The sequence below is a fragment of the Streptosporangium sp. NPDC006013 genome, from assembly GCF_040614275.1.
Lineage (GTDB): Bacteria > Actinomycetota > Actinomycetes > Streptosporangiales > Streptosporangiaceae > Streptosporangium.
This window is the reverse complement of sequence record NZ_JBEXUE010000059.1, coordinates 1-22,633: the sequence shown is the minus strand read 5'-3', so window position 1 is coordinate 22,633 and position 22,633 is coordinate 1. Positions and strand designations below refer to the sequence as shown.

Below are 22,633 nucleotides of genomic sequence, written 5' to 3'. Positions count from 1 at the left end.
GACCGGCGACGAGCCAGATCCCGCCGTCACCCCCCGCAGATGTCCCCCCAAGGAAACATCGTGATGAGTCAGCCACTCACCCGACCCACCTCCCCACCCGTCGTGCCCCGGCTCCCCTCCACGGTGCGGCTGGGGCTGTCACGAGCGGCCATCGAGACCAAGATGTTCTTCCGCGAACGAGACGCGGTCATCTTCACCTTCTCCTTCCCGATCATCATGCTGGTGCTCTTCGGTTCGATCTTCGCGGATGATCTGGAGGGAACCGGGCTCAACGTCTCCCAGGTCTACGTGGCCGGACTGATCGGTGCCGCCGCGATGACGGGATTCCAGAACCTCGGGATCAGCATCGCGGTGGAACGCGACGACGGCACTCTCAAGCGACTGGCGGGCACGCCGCTGCCCCGTACCGCCTACTTCATGGGTAAGGCGCTCAACACCCTGTTCATCTCCTTCTGCCAGGTGGTCATCCTGCTGGCCATCGGGGTCATGCTGTTCGACCTGGAACTGCCGTCGGAGACGTCCGTCTGGGCGACCTTCACCTGGGTCTTCGTGCTCGGCGTGCTCGGCTCGTCGCTGCTCGGGGTCGCGATCAGCAGCCTGCCCCGGTCGTCCAAGAGCGCCACCGCGGTGATCGTGATGCCGTTCGTGGTACTGCAGTTCATCTCCGGAGTCTTCATCCCCATCACCCGGCTGCCGTCCTGGCTGGTGAACATCTCCTCGCTGTTCCCGCTCAAGTGGATGTGCCAGGGTTTTCGCTCCGTCTTCCTGGGCGACGCCGGTGCCACACTGGAGCTCGCAAAATCGTACGAACTAGACCGGGTCGCCCTGCTCTTGGGAGCCTGGGTCATCGGAGGACTGGTGCTGTGCCTGATGACGTTCCGTTGGAAGAGCCGCCGCGATCACTGACGGCACATACCGAGCATCCCGGCTCCCCCAGCGGTGGAGCCGGGACCCACGCGTGGCAGTCGCTGCGCGGCTGGGAGATGCTCCTGGTCATCGGGACGCTCCTGCCCACCTGGGCCGCGCTGAGCATCGACACCACCTGGCAGGAGAAGGTGGCCGTGGCGGGCTGCCTGGTCTCGGTCCTGCCGCTCTATCTCCTGCTCGGCCGCCCGGCGATCATCACCGGGAACCAGCGCCGGGGGGCGATCTACATCGCCCTGGTGATCCTGCTGTTCACCCCGGCCGGACTCACCGCGTCGTACGCGACGTTCGCCCTGTTCGGACTCTGCCCGCAGTGTTTCATCGTCCTTCCCGCCAGGCGGGCGGTAATCGCCATCCTCACGCTCAGCCTCCCTCCGGCGATCCGTTACCTCTTCCTGATCGAGCCGTCGGAGCCGTTCAACTTCCTGACGGTCATCACCATCGTCATCTTCTTCTCCTCCACCTTCGGCGTCTGGGTCAAGCGAATCACCAGGCAGAGTGAGGAGCGGGCCGCGCTCATCGAGCAACTGGAGAACAGCCGGGCCGAGGTGGCCAGGCTCTCGGCCGAGCGCGGAGCGCAGACCGAACGCGAGCGGCTCGCCGGGGAGATCCACGACACCCTGGCACAGGGTTTCACCAGCATCATCATGCTGCTCCAGGCGGCCGAGGCGCAGCCGGATCCGTCCCGCCACCTGGCGCTGGCCGTGCGGACGGCACGGGAGAACCTGGCGGAGGCCCGCCTGCTGGTCACCACGCTGGGCCCGGCGCCACTGGACGGCTCGACCCTGGACGAGGCGCTGCGGCGGCTGACGAACCGGCTGGGCGAGGAGACGGAACTGTCAGCGCGGTTCGAGGTACACGGTGATTCCCAGCCGCTGAGCGCGCCGATGGAGGTGGTGCTCGTCCGTGCCGTCCAGGAGGGTCTGGCCAACGTGCGCAGGCACGCAGAGGCGGGATCCGCGGCCGTCTCGATCACCTACCTGGACGGATCGGTACGGCTGGAGGTGCGCGACGACGGATGCGGCTTCGACCCGTCCGGCGCCCAGGGGTACGGGCTGCGGGGCATGCGCGCTCGCGTGGAGCAGATTGGCGGAACCCTTACCGTGACGGGGCTCCCGGGCGGGGGGACATCCCTTGATGTGGTCATCCCCACCGATTCCCCTGCCGGCCGCCCCGGCCAGAGCGGTACACCCGTCAACCGGTCCGGCCCGACCTCCGACCCGACCAACGTGCCCGCCGGCCGGCCCGGCCGGATCGAACACCCCGGCCAACTCGGCCAACTCGGCCAGAGAGCGTGACAAATGCTTCGTGTGATGATCGTCGACGACCACCCGGTGGTCAGGGAGGGCCTTCGGGGCATGCTGGAGGCCGCCCCCGGGATCTCGGTGGCGGGTGAGGCCGCCTCGGGAGACGAGGCGGTCGTACGGGCCGGAGAGTTGCGGCCCGACGTGATCCTGATGGATCTGCGCATGCCGGACGGGGACGGGGTGAGCGCCACCTCGCGCATCCTTGCCGAGTGGCCGGAGAGCCGGGTGATCGTGCTGACCACCTACGAGACCGACGCGGACATCGTACGGGCGGTCGAGGCGGGCGCGGCGGGATACCTGCTGAAGGACACCTCCAGGGCGGATCTGCTCGCCGCGATCCGCTCCGCGGCGCAAGGTGAGACGGTACTGTCCCCGTCGGTGGCGACCAGGCTGGTCACCCGGATGCGTGCGCCGGTGACCGAGTCGCTGTCGCCGCGCGAGACCGAGGTGCTCTCCCTGGTGGCCAGGGGGCTGACCAACGCGGAGATCGGCAAGGCCCTGTTCATCAGCGAGGCCACCGTCAAGACCCACCTGCTGCGCGTCTTCGGCAAGCTCGGCGTCTCCGATCGCACCGCCGCCGTGACCACGGCGCTGGACCGTGGATTGCTCGTCCGCTAGTCCCACATTCCGCATTGACTCCGGTTCATCTGGGATCATTACTCACGGTGCTGGATTCCTCGCGGCTTTCGACCCATGTCGCTACCAGGTCTCCGGAAATCGGCCGACCATTTCCCCGAAAGCCAACCCGTCACATATCGCATGACACCGACTGTCAGCGATTGATAGTGTTTTTAGAACATCATTTCGCGTACAGGGGGAACTGCGCAAAACGCGATACATACCGGGGACGTTCCCGTGGGGAAGCGCTTCGACTTCTGACATGACCACATCTCGCAGATACCGGCGCCCTTGAAGGTCACCAGTGACAGTCCGGAGAATTTCCTGGCGAAGATGCGTTCCACAGAATTCGGGGCCATGCACGTCTCCGCACTGACGGTCTCGTCGCTCGAGTCGCATCGGACACCGAAACCGATGGGGATCCCCACCGGAGGTATCGATGACCGGCGGCACCGGGCGACGGACGCCATCCCGGCAAGTGGACAGCCCAGCTTGTAAGTAATAGTTTACTGTGCAACGACTTCCGGTCTATCGTGAGCGGAACGTGCCCGTACCGCCCGCTGCCCGCAGCCGGGGCGGCGGGTGCCGCGCGTCTCGCCTTTCCGGCGGGCGCCGACCTTCCCCGAGCGGCGTTTCGCCTTCCAGGGCATCCGTCACGGCACAGAGGAGACGACCTTGACCACGGCGACCGGACAGCGCACCTTCGACTCCCTCGACCCAGCCACCGGTGCCGTCGTCGGCACCCACCCGATCCAGGACGCCGCGGCGGTGCGCGCCGCCGTGGCGGAGGCCGGGATCGCCGCCGCGTGGTGGGCCGGGCTGGACCGGGCCGAGCGCAGGCGCCGGCTGCTCGACTACAAGGCGATCCTCACGCGTGATCTGACCAGGATCGCCCGCCTCGTCCATGAGGAGACGGGCAAGCCGGAGGCCGACGCCACCCTGGAGGTCGTCCTGGCCATCACCCACCTCGACTGGGCCGCCAGGAACGCGCACAAGGTGCTCGGGATGCGACGGGTCTCCCCCGGACTGGTCGGCGCCAACATCGCGGCCACCCTGGAGTACCTGCCGCTGGGGGTGGTCGGGGTGATCGGGCCGTGGAACTACCCGGTGTTCACCCCGATGGGATCGATCGCCTACGCGCTGGCCGCGGGGAACGCCGTGGTGTTCAAGCCCAGCGAGCTGACCCCGGGCGTGGGCGTGCTACTGGCCGCGCTGTTCACCGAGGCGGTGCCGGAGCACCAGGTCTTCCAGACCGTCACCGGGCTGGGCGAGACCGGCGCGGCCCTGGCGGGGGACCCCGGGGTGGCGAAGATCGCCTTCACCGGCTCGACCGCCACCGCCAAGCGGGTGATGGCCGCGTGCGCGACGAACCTGACGCCGCTGGTCGCCGAGTGCGGCGGCAAGGACGCGCTGATCGTGGACGCCGACGCCGACCTGCCCGCCGCCGCGGACGCGGCGCTGTGGGGCGCGCTGTCCAACGCGGGCCAGACCTGCGTCGGGGTGGAGCGGATCTACGTGGTGGACGCGGTCTACGACGCCTTCATGAAGGAACTCACCGATCGGGCCGGTCAGGTGAAGGCCGGGCGCGACTACGGCCCGATCACCATGCCCGCCCAGTTGGACATCATCCGGCGGCATATCGACGACGCGGTCGCGGGCGGCAGGGCCGTGCTGGGCGGGACCGGCTCGGTCCGGGCGCCCTTCGTCGACCCGGTGATCGTCGAGGACGTGCCCGAGGACTCCTCCGCGGTCCGCGAGGAGACGTTCGGCCCGACGGTGACGGTGAAGCGGGTCGCCGATGTGGAGGAGGCGCTGGAGAAGACCAATGCCACCGCGTACGGCCTGGCCGGGACCGTTTTCTCGGGAAACACCCGGCGGGCTCTGGATCTCGCTCGCCGGATGCGCGGCGGGATGACCGCCATCAATTCGATCATCTCCTTCGCGTCGATCCCCGCGCTGCCGTTCGGCGGGGTCGGAGACTCCGGATTCGGCCGTATTCACGGCGCGGACGGGCTGCGGGAGTTCGCCCGCCCCAAGGCCGTCTCCCGCCGGCGCTTCGCGCTGCCCGGGATGAACATCACCTCGTTCACCCGTAGCCAGAAGGAACTTGACCGGCTAGTCAGGCTTGTTACCTTCTTGCATGGACGACGTAGGTAATAGCACAATGCCCCTTCCACAAAAAGGATCTTGCACCCATAATGGTTGATTCTGGGGGCCAGAGCCATGAGGTGGAAGTGATAAAGCGATTATTTGTCAACCCCATACCGACGTTCAGGTACTTGACATGAACGGACGGTCATATCGGGGAATGTCAGCGGAGGAGCGACTGGCAGAACGCCGGGAACGTCTGATCTCCGCGGCGTACAACCTCTACTCCGATCCAGGATTCCCCGAAACCACGATTGAGAGGCTGTGCGCCGCGGCACGCATCTCCAACCGCGCCTTCTACGAATGCTTCTCCGGACGCAACGAGTTGATGCGGGCCGTGCACGACCGATGCGTGCACGAGACGCTGCAGTCGGTGGCGAAGTCCATAGAGCAGGCCCCTGACACCCTGGCCACCCGGGTCGAGGCGGGAATCTCCGGGTACATCAATTTCGTCACCGAAGACAGGCGTCGCGCCAGGATCATGCATCTGGAGGTGCGCAGAGCAGGTGACTGCCTCGTCAGCTCACGGCAGCTGGCCGTCACGGCCTTCACCGACATGATCGAGCTGAACGTCGCCGATCTGCCGGAGGCGGTCAAGGCCAACCGGCACCTGCTCGCGCTGGGCATGATCGGAGCGATCCAGGAGCTGCTCATCGAGTGGGTGCTGGCCGACGACCCGCCCTCGACCGAGAGCATGATCAGCACTGCCGTTCACATCTTCTACCGGTCTTTCACCGGGTAACCCGGTCACCTCCGGTACGACCTCGACGAGGCGGAGACGAGGACGGGCCTCAGCCGGCCCGTCCTCCGATATGTTCCGGTGCCGCCGGTGTCCCGAATTCCGGCGGGCGACCGGATCAGGCCACCGCGGCCATGGGGTGCTCGACGGTCAGGACCCGGTTGAGCCGGGTCACCGCCAGCACCCGCATGATCCTCGGCGGCACCCTCCTGAGAATGAGGCGGCGTTCCGCGCCCACAGCGCGGCGATGCGTGCCCACCAACACCCCCAGCCCGGTGGCGTCGATCATTTCCAGCCCGGAAAGATCTACGATCAGGTCGCCGCGCCCGGAGTCGACCGCCTCGTGCAGCCGCGGGCGCACTCCGGTGACGGTTCCCACGTCGAGACGGGCCCCGACGCTGACCACCTGGGCCTGGGGGTTACCAGGGACGCGCATGCCTCCTCCTCACACCTGGCCACAAAAGAGACGTGACCGGGCACAACGGCGGTGCGTCACCGCAGCCAGTCGATCACGCACCGCATTCATATGCTGCCACAGCGTGTAAGAAGGCGCGAACCTCCCCGCGTCAGAATTCCCCCTTCTTACCCGCATGAGAACCCCTTGCCCGAATCAACGGATAAAACGCGGTTCAAAGCCAACCTTTTTGCTGAGCCGCCCGGATGGCGGTGATCCGGTTGCTCGCCCCCAGCTTGGTGATGGCACTGGACAGGTAGTTGCGCACGGTGCCCTGGGTGAGGTGGAGCGAGGCGGCGATCTCGGCGACCGAGGCTCCCCGCGCGGCCAGTTCCAGGGAGCCGCGCTCGCGCTCGGTGAGAGGACTCTCACCGGCCATCATCGCCGAGGCGGCCATCTCCGGGTCGAGGTAGCGCCCTCCCGACCAGACCTTGCGGATCGCCTTCGCCAGCTCATCGGCGGGGGTGTCCTTGGGGATGAAGCCACGCACCCCGGCGGCGAGCGCCCGCCGCAGGTAGCCGGGCCTGCCGAAGCTGGTCAGCACCAGCACCGCGTGGCCCGGCAACGTCTCGGCGACGCTCAGCCCGTCCATCCCCGGCATCTCGATGTCCAGCACGATCACGTCGGGCCGGTGTTCCCTCACGGCCTCGGCCACCAGGTCCCCCCTGGCCACCTCGGCCACCACCTCGATGTCCGGCTCCAGGCCCAGCAGGGTGGCGATCGCCCCTCTGACCAGGTGCTCGTCATCGGCCAGCAGTACCCGGATCATCGTGCTTCCTCCAGCGGAACCGTCGCCCGCAGCCTGAACTCCCCCGGGCCCCCCGGACCTCCCGTGACGGATCCGCCGGTGGCGGTTACCCGCTCCGACAGCCCGATGAGACCGGTGCCGCCGACGCCGTCCAACTCGGCCACCCCGTCGTTGGTCATCTCCAGCACGGCGTTCCCCCCCTGGATCGTGATCGCGATCCGGCACCTGGTGGCGAAGCTGTGCCGCAGCACGTTGGTGGTGCCCTCGCGCACCACCCAGGCCAGCAGCGTGGCCGCCTCCTCAGGCACCTGATCACCCGGCTCCTTCAGCGTGCAGCGGACACCGCCCGCCTCCAGCACCGCGATCACCCCGCGCAGCTCGGCGGCGAGATCGACGGTCCGGTAGCCGCGCACCGCCGCGCGAATCTCCTTGAGCGCCTGCCGCGCCAAGGTCCTCACCTCCTCCATCTCCCCGGTGGAACGCCCGATGTCCACCCTCGACAGCTTGACGGCCACCTCGCTCTTGACCGCGATCGCGGTGAGGCTGTGCCCGACCAGGTCGTGCAGGTCACGGGAGAAACGGAGCCGCTCCTCGGTGACGGCCAGCCTGGCCTGCGCCTCCCTGCCCTCCTCGGCGGCCCTGACCACCTGCCAGAACCAGAGCTGGAACCGGTTCGTCCACGGCGCCACCACACTCACCACGAGGTAGATGATGAGGAGGGGGCGGGGATCGTCCGCGTACGGCGGCGCGAACACGTTGGCGAGATCGGCGACCGGTGACGTGAGAAGCGGGCCGACGACGGCCGCGGCGACGCAGGCGGCGATCGTGGCGGACCTGTTCAGCAGCAGCGCGGCACCCGACGCCCATGCCGGGGCGAGCAGCCCCCAGGACCAGAGATGGCCGTCCTGGGTCAGCATGAGGACCACCGCGACCATGGCCGAGGTGAGGATCGCGCCTCCGGCGGTGCTCCCCGCCACCGCCGCCTGAAGGATCCGCAGGGAGAGGACTGTGAAAACCACCAGGCCGGGCACCCCGACAAGCAGTGGGGTGAGCGGGAGCCGCCCGTCCACCTTCGCCAGCGCGCCCAGGGGACCGGCCCAGGCCATGACGATACCCATGCTCAAGGAGAGAACGGTCATCCGGCGGAGCCGCTGGAGGTGTGACCGCTTCCTCCCCCGGGGAAACGCGAAGGGGATGAGGCGTCCGAGACACCTCATCCCTTTCCGGCTAGTTTCGGATGACATTTCGTAATCAACGTTATCCGCGCCGAGGCTCCCAGCGGAACAGCCACCGGGCCAGCAGCCCCGCCACCGCGATCCAGGCCAGCAGCATCGCCAGTGAGGGCAGTGCGGCCGCCCACTGCCCAGCCGTGCTCAACGCCTCCCCACCGCCGGAGACGTGGTCCCCGCCCAGGAAAGCGGTGCGTACGATCTCCACGACCGGGGTCGCCGGGAGCAGGGCGGAGACGGTGCCCAGCGTGCCGGGCAGCGCGTCGGAGGGAAAGGCGATCGGGGCGCCGACGAGCACGATCAGGAGCACCGGAAGCACCGTGACCTGGGCGACCTCGGCGTTGGGCGTGATCCCCGAGAAAGCGGCGCCCAGCAGGCCGAACAGCAGGACCCCCAGGACCACGGCGGTCACGAGCAGCGGCACGTTGGCCACCGTGACGCCCTCGGACCGCTGGATCCAGACGGCCAGCAGCAGCACCTGGCCGAGATAGAGCACCAGCGCCCCGAGAGCACTGCCACCGAGGATCGCCAGACCGGACGGCTGGCCGGCGCGCAGCCTTTTGAGCACCAGTTCCTCACGCCGGGCGGTGAAGGAGTTCACCAGGTTGACGAAGACCGCGAAGACCAGCATCAACCCCGGCACCCCGGTCAGCACGAACAGCCTTCCGGCCACACCGTCGATCTCCGCGTCACCGACGGTCTGGGTGAACACCCAGGCCATCAGGAACGGCAGCAACAGTACGTTGAACAGGACCGTGGTGTTCCTGCCTATCAGGGTCAGGTCGAGCCTGGCGAGCCGTACCGCGTGCAGAACGTCGATCCTCATGACTACTTGACCTCTCCGGCGACTCGCATGAAGGCGTCTTCCAGGGTTCCGCGCCGTACGGCCAGCCGTTCCAGGCTCTCGCCCCGTACGTCGGCCCAGGCCAGGAGGTGCCGGACCGCCTCGTGCGCGCGGATCTCTGGCCGCCCGGCGGTCAGGGTGTAGGCGACCTCCGTGGCGCCGCCGTAGGTGAGCACGGGGGCCGCGCCGTCCAGCCGAGGGAGATCGTCGAAGCTCCAGGCGATGCCGGGAAGGCGGAAAGAGACCCGGTCACCGGCCCCGGCCACCACCTCCTCGACGGTGCCGTGCAGGTGGATCAGGCCCTCGTGCATGATGGCCAGCCTGTCGGCGAGACGCTCGGCCTCCTCCAGGTAGTGGGTGGTGAGCAGCACCGTGGTGCCCCCCACCCGCAGGTCCTCGATCACCTTCCAGGTGGCGCGGCGCGCCTCGGGGTCCATCCCGGTGGTCGGCTCGTCCAGGAAGAGCACCTCCGGCCGGGAGATCACTGCCAGCGCGAGGTCGAGCCTGCGCCGCTGGCCGCCGGAGAGCTGCCGGACCTTCGTCCTGGCCTTCCTCTCCAGCCCGGCCAACTCCAGCGCGCCCATGGTCTGCCGGTCCACGCCCCGAAAGCGCCCCAGCAGGCCGGAGCCCACCGGCGGCTCTGTGGTGCCGGAGAGGGTGACCGGCCGGCCCGCGTCCTCGCTCAGCCCCTTCCACAGGCCGACGGTCTCGGCAACCGTGAGGTCACCGATGAACCCTCCCTCCTGCAGCATGATCCCCACCCGGGGCCGCAGTCGGCGGCGCTGGCCGACCGGGTCGAGTCCAAGCACTCGGACGGTACCGCCGGTCGCGGCTCTGAACCCCTCCAGGACCTCCACGGTGGTGGTCTTGCCCGCGCCGTTCGTGCCGAGCAGGGCGAACAGCTCGCCCCTCGGAACGCTGAAGGAGACGCCGCGCACCGCCTCGAAGTCGCCGTACGCCTGCCGGAGCCCGCCGACCTCGATCACGTTGTCGAGGCCGGCGGTCGCGGCGCCGGGCGGATCCGTCACCTGTGGTGTTCTCATGGCGACAATCGTCGTCTTCCCGCGTTTGAGCAGGTAGTCGCCAATATCACTGGAAAAATATGATCTTTAAGATCTTTTAGATGACAAATGTCAACTACGGGCGGGGCGGCAGCGCGGGGCGGCGACGGGACGGCCGGGTGGAGGCGTCGGGCGGGGTCGCCGCCGGGCGCTCGTCCAGCGCGGCCAGCGCGAGCCGTACCGCCTCCTCGATCTGCGGATCCCTGCCCGCCGCCCAGTCGTCAGGGCTGATGTCGATCTCGACGTCCGGATCGACGCCGTAGTTCTCCACCCCCCAGCCGAGCCCCTCGAACCAGAAGGAGTACCTGGGCACGGTGATGTGCGACCCGTCGACCAGCCGGTGGCTGCCCTCGATGCCGATGACGCCACCCCAGGTGCGGGTGCCCACCACCGGCCCGAGCTTGTAGATCTTGAAGGCCGCGGTGACGATGTCGCCGTCGGATCCGGCGTTCTGGTTGGCGATCGCGACCAGCGGGCCGCGCGGCGCGTCCTCGGGATAGGTGATCGGCGTCATGCCCCTGGGCAGGTCCCAGCCGATGACCCGGCGGATCAGCCTCTCGATGACCAGCTCGGAGGTGTGGCCACCTCGATTGCCCCGTACGTCCACCACCAGCCCCTCGAAGGTCATCTCCCTGCGCAGGTCGCGGTGGAACTGCGCCCAGCCCTCGGCGACCATGTCCGGGATGTGCAGGTAGCCGAGACGGCCGCCGCCGAGCTCCCTGACCCGCGCCCGGCGCCCGGCCACCCAGTGCTGGTAGCGCAGGCGCCTGTCGTCGCCGAGCGGCGTGACGACCGCCCTCCGGCCACCGCCCAGGGTCAGCTCGACCGGCTTGTCCGCGGCGCCGACCAGCAGCCGGGCGGGACCCTCCGGTGGCACCGGACGGCCGTCGACCGCGAGCAGCGTCTCTCCCTCCATGACCGCCGCCCCGGGCCCGGCCAGCGGCGAGCGGGCGTGCACGTCGGAGGACTCGGCGGGCAACACCGTGTCCACCTGCCAGCGGCCGTCGGCTCCCCTGGAGAGATCGGCACCGAGCAAGCCGACCGGCTCCGAGGCCAGGTAACCCCAGGCCGCCGCGTCGACATAGGCGTGCGAGCTGCCCAGCTCCCCCACGACCTCCCAGAGCAGGTCGGCGAAGTCGTCGGCGGTGGCGACGCGGTCCACCAGCGGCCGGTACTCCTCCAGCACGGCCTCCCATTCGACGTCGGCCATGTCCTCGACCCAGAAGTCGGCGCGCATCCGGCGGCCCGCCTGGGCGTAGGCGTGCCGGCGCAGGGCCTGGGGATCTCCGGTGATCCGGATCCTGGACAGGTCGATGGTCGTCTCGTCGCCGTTCTTGACGCCCGGCTTGCCACTGGCCTGCCGGACCGTGAGCGTGCCCTTGTCACTGACGACGAGCTGCGTGCCGTCACCGCTCACCCGATACCAGTCGAGCTTGTCGACCACCTCCTCCCACTTGCGCTTGTCCAGGTCGTAACGGTCCAGCGCCGCCCGGGGCGCCTCACTCCCCACCTCGTCCCGGTCCTCGCCGAGTTCCCCCGCCAGCGGCTCGCGCAGCCAGACGAACCCGCCCTTGACCGCGCGCAGGTTCGAATACCGTCCCTCGGGGACCGGCACCCGCACGACCCTGGCGGAGATGCCGTCCAGGTCCACGGTGATCGCGGCCTCGTCCCGCTTGTCGTCGTCACCGGAGTCGGCGACGGGCCGCCCCGCGGAGCTGGGCGCGAACGGGGACGGCGTGGAGGCGGCCAGCGGCACCAGATAGGGCCGGTAGCCGAGCGGGAAGGACATGTCGAAGGAGTGCGCGTCATAGATCGGGTCGAAGCCACGCCGCGACAGGAACGCCAGGTGGTCCCCGGCGAACGCGGGCGAGATGTCCGCGAACCTGCCATCGGTGACATCGGTCACCGCCCGGTCGGCCACCCTGGCCAGCCTGATCCTGCGCAGATGCTCGCTGTCCGGGTGTGACCAGGCCAGCCAGCCGGAGTCCGGCGACCAGGCGAGGCCCTGGATCTCACCGGCGGCCCTCGCCAGCTCCACCACCTCGCCGGAGGCCACGTCCACCAGGAGCAGCCGCCCGTCCCTGGCGCTCACCGCGATCGTGTTCCCGTCGGGTGCGACGGCCAGGTCCGCGACCTCGCCCAGCTTGCCCGCAGCGATCCTGCGGCTCTCTCCGCCCCCTGCGGGGACGATCTCCAGTCCCTGGATCTCACCGTCGTCAAAGACCCACACCACCTGGTCGTCGCCGAGAAGGCGGGGCCGCCCCGCCGACAGGCCGGTGCTGAGCTGCCGTGCCGGGCCGTCCCGATGGGTCACCCAGTGCACCGTCCCCTGGACCTCCACCACGCTGGCCCGCCCGGTGGCGTCCACGGCCAGGTCGTGCAGCCGCCTGCCCGCGTTGACCTGGTAGGGCTGCCGCCCCCGCAGCGGGGAGCCTAGCGTGACGTCGAGCTTGCGGGCCTCGGCGTCAAGATCGTCCAGGAGGTAGAGGTCACCGGCGTTCTGGTAGACGATCCGCCTCCCGTCGGTGGTGGCGTGCCTGGCGTAGAAGGCCTCGTGGTCGGTGTGGCGGCGCAGGCCGGTGCCGTCCAGCTCGCAGGAGTAGAGGTTGCCGACGCCCTCGTGGTCGGAGAGGAAGGCGAGCCGTCCCCCGACGAGCATCGGATCGGCCAGCTGGCTGTTCAGATCGGTCAGGATCCGGGTGAAGTCCCCCTCTCCCCGCCGCACCCACAGCCGGCCCGCCGTACCGCCCCGGTAGCGTTTCCAGGTCGCCGGATCACGGGCGAGCGCCGCGGTGAGAAGTGCCACCGCGTCTTCCGTGACCGAGAGGTCGTTGACCGGACCGTACGGCAGCCGCTCGACTCCGTCGCCAAGCGCGTAGGCCCAGGTCTGCCAGAGGAACGGCTGGCCGGTCGCGCTGATCGCGAGGACCTCTCCCTCCGGTGTCCAGCCGCGCGCGCGGGTCCGCGCGTTCCCCCAGTAGGTCAGCCGCTCGGCGGATCCGGAGTCCAGATCCGCCAGGTAGATCTCGGGGGCGCCGTCGCGAACGCTGGTCCAGGCGACCTTGGTGCCGTCAGGTGAGAGACGGGGATGGCTCGCGGGAGCCCGGTCGGCGGAGAGGCGCCACGCCCGGCCGCCATCCGCCGGAGCCACCCAGACGTCGTCGTCCGCGACGAACGTCAGTGTCTCGTGGGAGAGGTGTGGGAATCGCAGGTAGAAACCAGAAACCATTAACAAATCATATTGTCGACTATCAGGTGAATCGGGGACAATTTTCGCCCCCCGATAAGCTGGACGGCATGACGCGAGCTGACAGAGACAACCCGGTGGTGCTCTCCAAGATCTACACCCGTACCGGGGACGACGGCACGACCGCGCTCGGCGACATGAGCCGTACCCGCAAGACCGACCCGCGCCTGGCCGCCTACGCGGACGTCGAGGAGGCCAACGCGGCGATCGGCGTGGCACTGGCCACGGGTTCCCTGGAGGCGGACGTCACCGCCGTTCTCACCCGGATCCAGAACGAGCTGTTCGACGTCGGGGCCGACCTCTGCACCCCGATCACGGAGAACCCCGAGTTCCCGCCGCTGCGGGTCGAGCCCTCCTACATCGAATGGCTTGAGGCGCGCTGTGACGAGTTCAACGAGCGCCTCAAGCCGCTGCGCAGCTTCATCCTGCCCGGCGGCACCCCGGCCGTGTCCTGGCTGCACGTCGCCAGGACCGTGGTCCGGCGGGCCGAGCGGACCGTCTGGTCGGCACTGGAGGCCCACGACGACGTCAACCCGCTGACCGCGAAGTACCTCAACCGGCTGAGCGACCTGATGTTCATCCTCTGCCGGGTGGCCGCAGGCGGCGACGAGATCCTCTGGAAGCCCGGCGGCACCCGCTGAGGGGCCCGCCGCCCGGTGACAGGGCGCGGAGGATCAGGCGACGTCGAGATGGGCGCTGGGCGGGGCGGACTCCAGCCAGGCCACGAAACCGGTCAGTGCGCGGTATCCCATGGCGAGTTCGAAGGCGCTCTGCCCGTTGCGGCACTCAAGCGCCGTCACCCCCTCGATGAACCCGAAGAACTCACCGGAGCCGACCTTACGACGGCCGGAAACGACAAGGCCGCGCCTCACGATGACGTGGCGCGGCCTTGGAAGCAGACCTATGAGTGGGATCCAGTTGAGGTGGCCGTCGGCATAGCGGGCCACTCCGACCCGCCACCCCCGCTCCCTCGACATGGGGCGCAGGCAACACAGCACCGACCCTCGGAAGCGGGTCAGTATGAGCACCCTGAGCGCCAGGAGGGCGACGAGCAGCCCCACCACGATGAGTACGTCCAGCACCACCATGTCTGCCCGCCCCCCAACAAACCCTTACCGCTAAGAAGCCGAATTTATCCGACTTCTTCTCCGGCCGCGCGCAGCCGGGCCCTGGCACGCTTGGCCTCGGCGGCGGCCTCGGCGGCCGCGTCCGCATCTTCCTGGCCGGACTCGACCGAGGCCTGAGCCCGCTCCAGCGCGCTTCTGGCCCGGGCGATGTCGATCTCGGAACCAAGCTCGGCGATCTCGGCCAGGATCGACACCTCGTCGTCGGCCACCGAGAGGAATCCTCCGTGGACTGCGGCGACGAGATCGGCCTCGCCGTCACCTCGCTTGATCTTCAGCAGCCCGCCCTCGACGAGAACGCCGAGCACGGGTGCGTGTTTAGGCATGATACCGATCTCGCCGTCGACGGTCTTGGCAATCACCATGTCGGCCTCGCCGGACCAGATCTCCCGCTCCGGGGAGACGACGCCTACTCGCAGCTTCGCCACTTTCTCTCCAGTTCCCTATCGAACCAGGTGCCGGTACGACCGCGTGACCGTACCGGCACCGAAGGCGACTAGCGGGCGAGTTCCTTGGCCTTGGCCACGGCCTGGTCGATGCCACCGACCATGAAGAACGCCTGCTCGGGCAGGTGGTCGTAGTCGCCGGCGCACAGACCCTTGAACGAGGCGATGGTCTCGTCCAGCGGCACGTTCTCTCCGGGCTGACCGGTGAACGCCTCGGCGGCGTACATCGGGTGGGACAGGAAGCGCTCGATGCGACGGGCCCGGTTGACGGTGACCTTGTCCTCTTCGGAGAGCTCGTCGATACCGAGGATCGCGATGATGTCCTGCAGTTCCTTGTACTTCTGCAGGATCCGCTTGGTCTCCTGAGCCACGCGGTAGTGCTCCTCGCCCACGATCAGCGGGTCGAGGATCCGCGAGGTGGAGTCGAGCGGGTCCACCGCGGGGTAGATGCCCTTCTCCGAGATCGGCCGCGAGAGCACAGTCTGCGCGTCGAGGTGCGCGAACGCGTTGTGCGGGGCCGGGTCGGTGATGTCGTCCGCGGGGACGTAGATCGCCTGCATGGAGGTGATCGAGTGACCGCGGGTCGAGGTGATGCGCTCCTGCAGAACACCCATCTCGTCGGCCAGGGTCGGCTGGTAACCCACCGCGGACGGCATGCGGCCGAGCAGGGTGGACACCTCGGAGCCGGCCTGGGTGAACCGGAAGATGTTGTCGATGAAGAGCAGCACGTCCTGCTTCTGCACGTCACGGAAGTACTCCGCCATGGTCAGCGCGGAGAGCGCGACGCGCAGACGGGTGCCCGGGGGCTCGTCCATCTGGCCGAAGACGAGCGCGGTGTCCTTGAGGACGTTCGCCTCCTCCATCTCCAGCCAGAGGTCGTTGCCCTCACGGGTACGCTCGCCGACACCGGCGAACACCGAGGTGCCACCGAAGTTGCGGGCGACCCGGCGGATCATCTCCTGGATCAGAACGGTCTTGCCCACGCCCGCGCCGCCGAACAGGCCGATCTTGCCACCCTGCACGTACGGGGTGAGCAGGTCGATGACCTTGATGCCGGTGGTCAGCATCTCGGTGCGCGACTCAAGGGTGTCGAAGGCGGGCGAGGGGCGGTGGATGCCCCAGCGCTCCTCGATCTTGAGCGACGCGGTGGGCACGTCCAGTGCCTCGCCGAGCGTGCTCCACACGTGGCCCTTGACGACGTCGCCGACCGGTACGGAGATGGCCGCGCCGGTGTCGGTCACCGCCGCGCCACGGGTCACACCGTCGGTGGGCTGCATGGAGATGGCCCGGACCAGGTTGTCACCCAGGTGCTGGGCGACCTCCAGGGTCAGCAGCCTGGTCTCCCCGCCGAGGGTGACCTCGGTGGTGAGCGCGTTGTAGATCTCGGGCATCGCCTCGACGGGGAACTCCACGTCGACGACGGGACCGGTGACCCGCGCGACGCGGCCCACGCCGGTCTCAACAGTCTGTGCAGTCATTTCACTCTTTCCCCGCTGCGGAGTCAGCCAGCGCGCTCGCGCCACCGACGATCTCGCTGATTTCCTGGGTGATCTCGGCCTGGCGAGCTTGGTTCATCTGCTGGGTGAACGTTCGGATGAGCTCGTTGGCGTTGTCGGTCGCCGACTTCATCGCCCGGCGACGCGACGCCTCTTCCGAGGCCGCCGACTGGAGCAGCGCGCTGAAGATGCGCGACTCCACATAGCGCGGCAGCAGCGTGTCGAGAACATCGGCCGCGCTGGGCTCGAACTCGAAGTACGGCAACGGCGTGCTGTCCACCGGCTCGACGGTCTCCTCGACCTCCAACGGCAGGATTCGCTTGATCACGACCTCCTGCGTCAGCATCGAGACGAACTGGGTCGAGACGATGTGGATCTCGTCCACCCCGTCCTCGGCCGAGAACGAGTCGATCAGCACGCCGGCGATCTCCTTGGCGTCCGAGTAGGAGGGCTTACGGGAGAACCCCGTCCACTGCCCGCTCATCTCGCGGCCACGGAAGCTGTGCCAGGCGACACCCTTGCGGCCGGTCACGAAGGGCACGGGCTCGATGCCCCTGTCCTTCAGCAGACCGCCGAGGGCCTCGGCCTCACGCAGGATGTTCGCGTTGAAGCCGCCGCAGAAGCCGCTGTCGCTGGTGACGATGAGCACGGCGGCCCTGGCCGGCCGCTCCTTCTCCACGGTCAGCGGGTGGTCGACGCTGGCGGTGTTGCTGACGACGCCCGTCACGGCGCGAGTGATCTCGCGCTCGTACGGCACCGCCGCCTGCATCCGCAACTGCGCCTTCACGATACGCGATGAAGCGATGAGCTCCTGGGCGCGCGTGATCTTCGCCGTTGACTTGACCGACTTGATCCGCCGCCGCAGCAGTCTTAGCTGGGCACCCATCGGCTACTTCTTCTCAGCCGTACGGACGCGCTTGGTGATCTTTTCCTGGCCGACCTCTTCGGCGCCGAGCGCCTCGACCGGCTCCTCGTTGACCAGCAGCTCGCCCGCGGCGGTCTCGAAGGTCTTCTTGAACGCGGTGACGGCGTCCTTGAGAGCGGTGACCGTGTCCTCGGACAGGGCCTTGGTCTCTCGGATGCTGTCGAAGATGCCCTTCTTCTCTCGGCCGATGTAGTCCAGGAACTCCGCCTCGAAACGGCGGATGTCCTCGACCGGGACCTCGTCGAGCTCACCGGTGGTGCCGGCCCAGATGGAGACGACCTCGTGCTCGACCGGGAAGGGGCTGTACTGCGGCTGCTTGAGCAGCTCGACCAGGCGCTGACCGCGCTCCAGCTGAGCCTTGGACGCCGCGTCCAGGTCGGAGGCGAAGGAGGCGAAGGCCTCCAGGTCACGGTACTGGGAGAGCGACAGGCGCAGCGTGCCGGCGACCGACTTCATCGCCTTGGTCTGGGCCGAGCCGCCGACTCGGGAAACCGAGACACCGACGTTGATGGCGGGACGGACACCGGCGTTGAACAGGTCCGTCTCCAGGAAGACCTGGCCGTCGGTGATGGAGATGACGTTGGTCGGGATGAACGCCGAGACGTCGTTGCCCTTCGTCTCGATGATCGGCAGACCGGTCATCGAGCCGGAACCCATCTCCTTCGACAGCTTCGCGCAACGCTCCAGGAGGCGGGAGTGCAGGTAGAAGACGTCACCGGGGTAGGCCTCGCGGCCCGGCGGGCGACGGAGCAGCAGGGAGACCGCGCGGTAGGCGTCGGCCTGCTTGGTCAGGTCGTCGAAAACGATGAGAACGTGCTTGCCCTGGTACATCCAGTGCTGGCCGATGGCCGAACCGGTGTAGGGGGCGAGGTACTTGTAACCGGCCGGGTCGGACGCCGGAGAGGCGACGATGGTGGTGTACTCCAGCGCGCCCGCCTCCTCAAGGCGAGCCTTGACCTGGGCGATCGTGGAACCCTTCTGGCCGACCGCGACGTAGACGCAGCGGACCTGCTTGTCCGGGTCGCCGGAGAGCCAGTTCTCCCGCTGGTTGAGGATGGTGTCCACGGCGATCGCGGTCTTGCCGGTGCCACGGTCACCGATGATCAGCTGGCGCTGGCCACGGCCGATCGCGGTCATCGCGTCGATCGCCTTGATGCCGGTGGCGAGGGGCTCCTTCACCGGCTGGCGCTGCACGACGGAAGGCGCCTGAACCTCGAGGGGACGAACACCCTCGGACTCGATGGCACCCTTGCCGTCCAGCGGAATGCCCAGCGGGTCGACCACTCGGCCGAGGAAGCCGTCGCCGACCGGCACGGACAGGACCTCGCCCGTCCGGCGGACCGACTGGCCCTCCTCGATCTTGCTGAAGTCGCCCAGAACAACGACACCGATCTCCCGGACGTCCAGGTTCAGTGCCAGGCCACGCGTGCCGTCCTCGAACTCAAGCAGCTCGTTCGCCATCGCCGAGGGAAGGCCGGAGACATGGGCGATACCGTCGCCGCAGTCGACGACGGTCCCGATCTCCTCACGCGCGGCGCCTTCCGGCTCGTACGCCTGGACGAAGCGCTCAAGTGCGTCCCGGATCTCGTCCGGCCGGATCGTAAGCTCCGCCATCTCTCTTCAGTCTCCCTATTCGCCTAGCCGGCCAACCGGCGGCGGACTTCTTCGATTCGTCCCGCGATGGTGGTGTCGATGAGATCGTCCCCGATGTGCACCGAGAACCCTCCCAGCACCCGCGGATCCACCTCGACGTTCAGATGAACGTCGCGGCCGTACGAGGTGCGCAGCCACGTGGCGAGACGCTGCTTCTGCTCCTCTGAGAGCACGATGGCGCTCCGCACCACCGCGACGAGGCGCTGCCGCTGGGCGGCGACCAGCTTTCCGAACTCCTCAAGGCCACTGTCCAGGCTACGTCCTCGCGGGTGTACCACGAGCTGCGTGACCAGGCGGAGAGTGGTGGGGGCGACCTTGTCGGCGAGCAGGGAGCCCAGCAGTTCCCGCTTGGCCTGCTCCGGTGCCGCCGTGGAGGTCAGGGTCCGGTGCAGTTCCAGGTTCGAGGCGACGATGCGCCCGAACCTGAACAGCTCGTCCTCGACATCGTCGAGCCTGCCCTGTGCCTCGGCCTCCGCGGAGGCCGCGATGACACCGAGACGCTCAAGGGCGTCGGCCAGGTCTCCGGAACGGGCCCACCGCGCGGACACGGCCGCGGCGACCGTCTCCAGCGCGGCATCGCTGACCTTGCCCTCCAGCAGCACCCGTATGACCTGCGCCTTCTGGGCCGCGGGCCGGGCGGGGTCGGAGAGGTTGCGGCGGAGCCCGTGCTCACGGTCGAACAGGTCGGCGACCGAGAAGAGCTCGTCGGCCAGCGTGCCGAGGTCGGCGCTTCCCGCGACGGCGTTGAAGCGCTCTTCGACCTCGGCCAGCGAAGCCCTGCTCAGACCTCTCATCAGCGGACCGCCGCGCTGCTCGACTCGAGCTCCTCGAGGAACCGGTCCACGGTGCGGCGCTGGCGCGCCTCGTCCTCAAGGGATTCGCCGACGATACGACCGGCCAGATCGATCGACAGACGACCGAGCTCCGCACGGAGCTGGGCGAACGCCTGCTGACGGTCGGCCTCGATCTGCAGGTGCGCGGCCTCGACGAGACGGCGGGCCTCGGCCTGCGCCTCCTCGCGGAGCTCGGCCTTGATCTGCGCACCCTGCTCGCGAGCTTCCTCACGGAGGCGGGAAGCCTCGTGACGAGCCTCGGCGAGCTGGTCCTTGTACTGCTTGAGCAGCGCCTGGGCCTCGGTCTGGGCGTCCTCGGCTCGCTTGATGCCGCCTTCGATCGCATCGGTCCGCTCGGCCAGGGTCTTCTGGATTCGCGGGGTGAGGATCTTACCGACGACGAAGAGGACGACGAAGAACGCGAAACCGCCGACGACCAGCTCGTAGAGGTGCGGCATGATCGGGCTGGTGGTGCCCTCGGCCGCCAGGAGCTTAGCTGCGGTAGTCATCGATGCAGCCTTCCGTCAGAGGTGTTTTCGATCAGCCGTAGATGAACGGCGCGACAAGACCGATCAGCGCCAGCGCCTCGACGAGCACGAAGCCCAGCAGCATGTTCTGGCGGATCAGGCCGTAGGTCTCGGGCTGGCGGGCGATGGCCTGCAGACCGTTACCGAAGATGAGACCGACACCGATGCCGGGGCCGAGCGTGGCGAGTCCGTAACCGATGGAGCCGATGTTGCCGGAGACCTCAGCGAGGATGCTCATTGCTGTTTCCTTTACAAGATGGCCGGTGAACGGGTCTCACCGGTCTGAACTGGAGAAGAAGGGTCTTAGTGCTCGGCGTGCAGCGAGCCGCCGATGTACATCGCGGCGAGCAGCGCGAACAGGAAGGCCTGCAGGAACTGGATGAACATCTCGAACCCGGTCATCGCGATCGTCATGATGACGCCGACCACACCGACCGGGGCGCCGAGCGGCGTGAGCTGCTCGAAGAGGAACCAGAAACCGACGGCGCTGAAGAAGGCCAGGATGATGTGGCCCGCGAACATGTTGGCGAAGAGTCGCACCGCGTGGGTGAACGGCGCCACGATCATGTTGGAGAGGAACTCGATCGGCGCGAGCAGCAGGTAGATCGGCTTGGGCAGGCCGGGGGGGAACATCATGTTCTTGAAGTAGCCGAGCCCTCCCTGGTGCTTCATACCCAGGTAGATCTTCAGCACGTAGACGCTGATCGCCAGGGCGATCGGGAAGCCGATGTGCGAGACGACCGGGAACTGGAGGAAGGGGATGACCCCCATCAGGTTCCAGATCCAGACCAGGAAGAACAGGCTCAGCAGCAGGCCCATCCAGCGGTCGGCGTCCTTGCCCAGAAAGGGACGGGCGACCTGGTCGCGGACGAACATGTAGGCGTACTCACCGATGTTCTGGATGCCCCGGGGCACCAGCTTCGGGTTGGCGAAGGCCGACCAGCAGAAGGCTATGACCACGAGCGAGCTCAGCAGGGCGAGCAGCACCGGCTTGGTGAACCAGGTGACGCCGGGAATGATCGGGGGGAGATCGAACAGCTCAAGCCCCGGGGCCTTGAACTCGTCGGCGGCGAGGACCGTCAGCGCCTTCACGCGGCGTTCCCTTCAACGTGGTAGTGGATCAAGACTGCTTCCTCAGCGAAGCGACCGCCGCGCGAGGTCAGCGACCGTATTTCCGGTAGACCAGGTAGATGGCGAGAACGGCACCGACGATCACTCCGATCGGTGTGAACACGGCCACGCCAGTCCAACGGCTCAGCAACCAACCGCCGCCGCCGTACAGGATGATCCCGGAGAGAATGTAGCTGGGAACCGACCAGGCAGCGTTGGCGAAGTCGCGGCCATCGCTCTCGGGCCTGCGTTCTTGTTCGCTCATTGCGGGCATGACAATAGCAGCCGGGGAGATGACTAGTCATATCGGGTCCCGCCGCCCGGTCATGATACGCCTCATCGGGGGCCGCCCTGTCCGGGGACAGCGGCGCCCGGGTCGACGTAGAGCATCTTCGTCTTCACGAAGCCCCGCATCTCGCCGGCCGTCCAGACGACGGTGCAGATGATCGCCGACCAGCCGAAGGCACGCGGCTCGAACGCCGTGGCGCTCTCGAACATCTTGAGGAGCGCCATGATGATCAGGACCTTCACCGCGTAGGTGGCGATCGCGGTGACCATCATCACAACGGGAGAGACCCGGCTCGCGGAGGAGACCGCGACCAGGCTGACCGTAAAGAAGACCGCCACCACCAGGAGGCCGATCGTGGCCCCCAGGGCCCCTTTGGCACCGGAGAGCAGAGCCGCCGTGAGGATGACGACCGCACCCGCGGCGGCGGTGGGTATCACGGCCCCTTTGAGGACGCGCACGTCATTGGCCTGCATCGGCACTCCCAGTGACTGTTATCAAGCGAGCGATTGCTACCTCGAAGATCCAGCTGAACCATGGATCCGTTAGTGAAAGCTATCACAAGCTCATGGAAGAGCGCCTTTACCTGCCGTTTCAAGTGAACGATCAAGAAGCTGACGTGGACCGCTCAACGCCGCGTCTCAGGGTTTGAGAAACCTTGGCGGGGAGCGGTGAGTGACAGGTCGGGCAGCGCCGAGAGCGTGGCGGTGCCGTCGCCGTCGTCGCCGCTGACGGCCGGACGGGGCCCCGGCGTCTCCGAGGGGTAGGGGTGGGGCCGGACCCGGGCCTGCGGCTCGCCCGGCCACACCTGCCGCCCCGGCTCCTCGGTGGGACCGCTGAATCCCGTGGGAGCCGCGGCGCGGACGGCAGGCCGCCCAGCGTCGAGGAGACACTGGGGCAGCTCTGCGAGAGGC

At 68.2% G+C, this 22,633-nt stretch carries 24 protein-coding genes; 6 read left to right on the top strand and 18 right to left on the bottom strand.

Features of this window, described 5'->3' with window-relative positions:
• Positions 1-63 precede the first annotated feature (63 nt).
• The 5 genes from ABZ260_RS12260 (at position 64) to ABZ260_RS12240 (ending at position 5,739) form a co-directional block, all read left to right on the top strand.
• The gene (locus ABZ260_RS12260) at positions 64-906 is read left to right on the top strand and encodes an ABC transporter permease (RefSeq protein WP_355616028.1); all 843 of its coding nucleotides are present in this window, start codon (positions 64-66) and stop codon (positions 904-906) included.
• On the top strand, positions 864-2,222 hold the full coding sequence (locus ABZ260_RS12255) for a sensor histidine kinase (protein ID WP_355616026.1): 1,359 nt from the start codon (positions 864-866) through the stop codon (positions 2,220-2,222). Before ABZ260_RS12260 ends, ABZ260_RS12255 begins: the two co-directional genes overlap by 43 nt.
• A gap of 3 nt (positions 2,223-2,225) precedes the next feature.
• Positions 2,226-2,849, top strand: a complete 624-nt coding sequence (locus ABZ260_RS12250) for a response regulator transcription factor (protein WP_355616024.1) — start codon at positions 2,226-2,228, stop codon at positions 2,847-2,849.
• Between the two features lie 675 nt (positions 2,850-3,524).
• Positions 3,525-5,006, top strand: a complete 1,482-nt coding sequence (locus ABZ260_RS12245) for an aldehyde dehydrogenase family protein (RefSeq protein WP_355616022.1) — start codon at positions 3,525-3,527, stop codon at positions 5,004-5,006.
• Between the two features lie 151 nt (positions 5,007-5,157).
• Positions 5,158-5,739 (top strand): TetR/AcrR family transcriptional regulator, encoded by a 582-nt coding sequence (locus tag ABZ260_RS12240; protein WP_355616020.1) that lies wholly within the window; start codon positions 5,158-5,160, stop codon positions 5,737-5,739.
• 115 nt (positions 5,740-5,854) lie between these two features.
• On the opposite strand, the gene ABZ260_RS12235 is transcribed toward ABZ260_RS12240, so the two are convergent.
• The 6 genes from ABZ260_RS12235 to ABZ260_RS12210 all read right to left on the bottom strand — a co-directional run bounded on the left by ABZ260_RS12235 (position 5,855) and on the right by ABZ260_RS12210 (position 13,301).
• The gene (locus tag ABZ260_RS12235) at positions 5,855-6,172 is read right to left on the bottom strand and encodes an STAS domain-containing protein (RefSeq protein ID WP_350924717.1); all 318 of its coding nucleotides are present in this window, start codon (positions 6,170-6,172) and stop codon (positions 5,855-5,857) included.
• 193 nt (positions 6,173-6,365) lie between these two features.
• The gene (locus ABZ260_RS12230) at positions 6,366-6,959 is read right to left on the bottom strand and encodes a response regulator transcription factor (protein WP_350924715.1); all 594 of its coding nucleotides are present in this window, start codon (positions 6,957-6,959) and stop codon (positions 6,366-6,368) included.
• Positions 6,956-8,056, bottom strand: coding sequence for a histidine kinase (locus ABZ260_RS12225; RefSeq protein ID WP_355616050.1), 1,101 nt, complete (start codon positions 8,054-8,056; stop codon positions 6,956-6,958). The genes ABZ260_RS12230 and ABZ260_RS12225 overlap by 4 nt, the downstream gene beginning before the upstream one ends.
• A gap of 139 nt (positions 8,057-8,195) precedes the next feature.
• Positions 8,196-8,993 carry an ABC transporter permease gene (locus ABZ260_RS12220; protein WP_355616018.1) on the bottom strand — a complete coding sequence of 266 codons (798 nt, stop codon included), beginning with the start codon at positions 8,991-8,993 and terminating at the stop codon, positions 8,196-8,198.
• A 2-nt stretch (positions 8,994-8,995) separates the two neighbouring features.
• On the bottom strand, positions 8,996-10,054 hold the full coding sequence (locus tag ABZ260_RS12215; protein WP_355616016.1) for an ABC transporter ATP-binding protein: 1,059 nt from the start codon (positions 10,052-10,054) through the stop codon (positions 8,996-8,998).
• A 94-nt stretch (positions 10,055-10,148) separates the two neighbouring features.
• Entirely contained in the window at positions 10,149-13,301 is a 3,153-nt protein-coding gene (locus ABZ260_RS12210) for a S41 family peptidase (RefSeq protein WP_355616014.1), read from the bottom strand.
• Positions 13,302-13,369: 68 nt separating this feature from the next.
• Between ABZ260_RS12210 and ABZ260_RS12205 the strand changes: the two genes are divergently transcribed.
• Complete coding sequence (locus ABZ260_RS12205; RefSeq protein WP_350924704.1) at positions 13,370-13,960, top strand: cob(I)yrinic acid a,c-diamide adenosyltransferase; 591 nt, start codon at positions 13,370-13,372, stop codon at positions 13,958-13,960.
• Between the two features lie 33 nt (positions 13,961-13,993).
• Here the strand turns inward: ABZ260_RS12205 and ABZ260_RS12200 are convergent, their stop codons facing one another.
• The 12 genes from ABZ260_RS12200 to ABZ260_RS12145 all read right to left on the bottom strand — a co-directional run.
• Positions 13,994-14,407: a DUF2550 domain-containing protein gene (locus ABZ260_RS12200; RefSeq protein WP_350924702.1), complete on the bottom strand. Its 414-nt coding sequence runs from the start codon at positions 14,405-14,407 to the stop codon at positions 13,994-13,996.
• Between the two features lie 44 nt (positions 14,408-14,451).
• Positions 14,452-14,871 carry a F0F1 ATP synthase subunit epsilon gene (locus ABZ260_RS12195; protein ID WP_355616012.1) on the bottom strand — a complete coding sequence of 140 codons (420 nt, stop codon included), beginning with the start codon at positions 14,869-14,871 and terminating at the stop codon, positions 14,452-14,454.
• A 68-nt stretch (positions 14,872-14,939) separates the two neighbouring features.
• Entirely contained in the window at positions 14,940-16,367 is a 1,428-nt protein-coding gene (gene atpD / locus ABZ260_RS12190) for a F0F1 ATP synthase subunit beta (RefSeq protein WP_350924698.1), read from the bottom strand.
• A gap of 1 nt (position 16,368) precedes the next feature.
• The gene (locus tag ABZ260_RS12185; RefSeq protein WP_350924696.1) at positions 16,369-17,271 is read right to left on the bottom strand and encodes a F0F1 ATP synthase subunit gamma; all 903 of its coding nucleotides are present in this window, start codon (positions 17,269-17,271) and stop codon (positions 16,369-16,371) included.
• 3 nt (positions 17,272-17,274) lie between these two features.
• The gene (gene atpA, locus ABZ260_RS12180; protein WP_355616010.1) at positions 17,275-18,924 is read right to left on the bottom strand and encodes a F0F1 ATP synthase subunit alpha; all 1,650 of its coding nucleotides are present in this window, start codon (positions 18,922-18,924) and stop codon (positions 17,275-17,277) included.
• A 23-nt stretch (positions 18,925-18,947) separates the two neighbouring features.
• Positions 18,948-19,757, bottom strand: a complete 810-nt coding sequence (locus ABZ260_RS12175) for a F0F1 ATP synthase subunit delta (protein ID WP_355616008.1) — start codon at positions 19,755-19,757, stop codon at positions 18,948-18,950.
• Positions 19,757-20,305 carry a F0F1 ATP synthase subunit B gene (locus ABZ260_RS12170; RefSeq protein WP_355616005.1) on the bottom strand — a complete coding sequence of 183 codons (549 nt, stop codon included), beginning with the start codon at positions 20,303-20,305 and terminating at the stop codon, positions 19,757-19,759. Before ABZ260_RS12170 ends, ABZ260_RS12175 begins: the two co-directional genes overlap by 1 nt.
• A 31-nt stretch (positions 20,306-20,336) precedes the next feature.
• Positions 20,337-20,561 carry an ATP synthase F0 subunit C gene (gene atpE, locus ABZ260_RS12165; protein WP_326636525.1) on the bottom strand — a complete coding sequence of 75 codons (225 nt, stop codon included), beginning with the start codon at positions 20,559-20,561 and terminating at the stop codon, positions 20,337-20,339.
• Between the two features lie 65 nt (positions 20,562-20,626).
• Positions 20,627-21,415, bottom strand: coding sequence for a F0F1 ATP synthase subunit A (gene atpB / locus ABZ260_RS12160; protein WP_355616003.1), 789 nt, complete (start codon positions 21,413-21,415; stop codon positions 20,627-20,629).
• A gap of 67 nt (positions 21,416-21,482) precedes the next feature.
• Positions 21,483-21,707: a hypothetical protein gene (locus ABZ260_RS12155; RefSeq protein WP_355616001.1), complete on the bottom strand. Its 225-nt coding sequence runs from the start codon at positions 21,705-21,707 to the stop codon at positions 21,483-21,485.
• Positions 21,708-21,769: 62 nt separating this feature from the next.
• Positions 21,770-22,195, bottom strand: a complete 426-nt coding sequence (locus ABZ260_RS12150; RefSeq protein WP_355615999.1) for a hypothetical protein — start codon at positions 22,193-22,195, stop codon at positions 21,770-21,772.
• A gap of 152 nt (positions 22,196-22,347) precedes the next feature.
• A partial coding sequence (locus ABZ260_RS12145; protein ID WP_355615997.1) for a hypothetical protein occupies positions 22,348-22,633 on the bottom strand: 286 nt, incomplete at its 5' end.

What these genes read in the sequence shown, in the direction of transcription:
- ABZ260_RS12205 (WP_350924704.1), top strand. Translation starts at nt 13,370, where the DNA reads ATGACGCGAGCTGACAGAGACAACCCGGTGGTGCTCTCCAAGATCTAC.
- atpE (WP_326636525.1), bottom strand. Translation starts at nt 20,561, where the DNA reads ATGAGCATCCTCGCTGAGGTCTCCGGCAACATCGGCTCCATCGGTTAC.
- ABZ260_RS12235 (WP_350924717.1), bottom strand. Translation starts at nt 6,172, where the DNA reads ATGCGCGTCCCTGGTAACCCCCAGGCCCAGGTGGTCAGCGTCGGGGCC.
- ABZ260_RS12260 (WP_355616028.1), top strand. Translation starts at nt 64, where the DNA reads ATGAGTCAGCCACTCACCCGACCCACCTCCCCACCCGTCGTGCCCCGG.
- atpD (WP_350924698.1), bottom strand. Translation starts at nt 16,367, where the DNA reads ATGACTGCACAGACTGTTGAGACCGGCGTGGGCCGCGTCGCGCGGGTC.
- atpA (WP_355616010.1), bottom strand. Translation starts at nt 18,924, where the DNA reads ATGGCGGAGCTTACGATCCGGCCGGACGAGATCCGGGACGCACTTGAG.
- ABZ260_RS12220 (WP_355616018.1), bottom strand. Translation starts at nt 8,993, where the DNA reads ATGAGGATCGACGTTCTGCACGCGGTACGGCTCGCCAGGCTCGACCTG.
- ABZ260_RS12210 (WP_355616014.1), bottom strand. Translation starts at nt 13,301, where the DNA reads ATGGTTTCTGGTTTCTACCTGCGATTCCCACACCTCTCCCACGAGACA.
- ABZ260_RS12200 (WP_350924702.1), bottom strand. Translation starts at nt 14,407, where the DNA reads ATGGTGGTGCTGGACGTACTCATCGTGGTGGGGCTGCTCGTCGCCCTC.
- ABZ260_RS12155 (WP_355616001.1), bottom strand. Translation starts at nt 21,707, where the DNA reads ATGCCCGCAATGAGCGAACAAGAACGCAGGCCCGAGAGCGATGGCCGC.
- ABZ260_RS12250 (WP_355616024.1), top strand. Translation starts at nt 2,226, where the DNA reads ATGCTTCGTGTGATGATCGTCGACGACCACCCGGTGGTCAGGGAGGGC.
- ABZ260_RS12240 (WP_355616020.1), top strand. Translation starts at nt 5,158, where the DNA reads ATGTCAGCGGAGGAGCGACTGGCAGAACGCCGGGAACGTCTGATCTCC.
- ABZ260_RS12150 (WP_355615999.1), bottom strand. Translation starts at nt 22,195, where the DNA reads ATGCAGGCCAATGACGTGCGCGTCCTCAAAGGGGCCGTGATACCCACC.
- ABZ260_RS12230 (WP_350924715.1), bottom strand. Translation starts at nt 6,959, where the DNA reads ATGATCCGGGTACTGCTGGCCGATGACGAGCACCTGGTCAGAGGGGCG.
- ABZ260_RS12185 (WP_350924696.1), bottom strand. Translation starts at nt 17,271, where the DNA reads ATGGGTGCCCAGCTAAGACTGCTGCGGCGGCGGATCAAGTCGGTCAAG.
- ABZ260_RS12215 (WP_355616016.1), bottom strand. Translation starts at nt 10,054, where the DNA reads ATGAGAACACCACAGGTGACGGATCCGCCCGGCGCCGCGACCGCCGGC.
- ABZ260_RS12175 (WP_355616008.1), bottom strand. Translation starts at nt 19,757, where the DNA reads ATGAGAGGTCTGAGCAGGGCTTCGCTGGCCGAGGTCGAAGAGCGCTTC.
- ABZ260_RS12225 (WP_355616050.1), bottom strand. Translation starts at nt 8,056, where the DNA reads ATGGGTATCGTCATGGCCTGGGCCGGTCCCCTGGGCGCGCTGGCGAAG.
- ABZ260_RS12170 (WP_355616005.1), bottom strand. Translation starts at nt 20,305, where the DNA reads ATGACTACCGCAGCTAAGCTCCTGGCGGCCGAGGGCACCACCAGCCCG.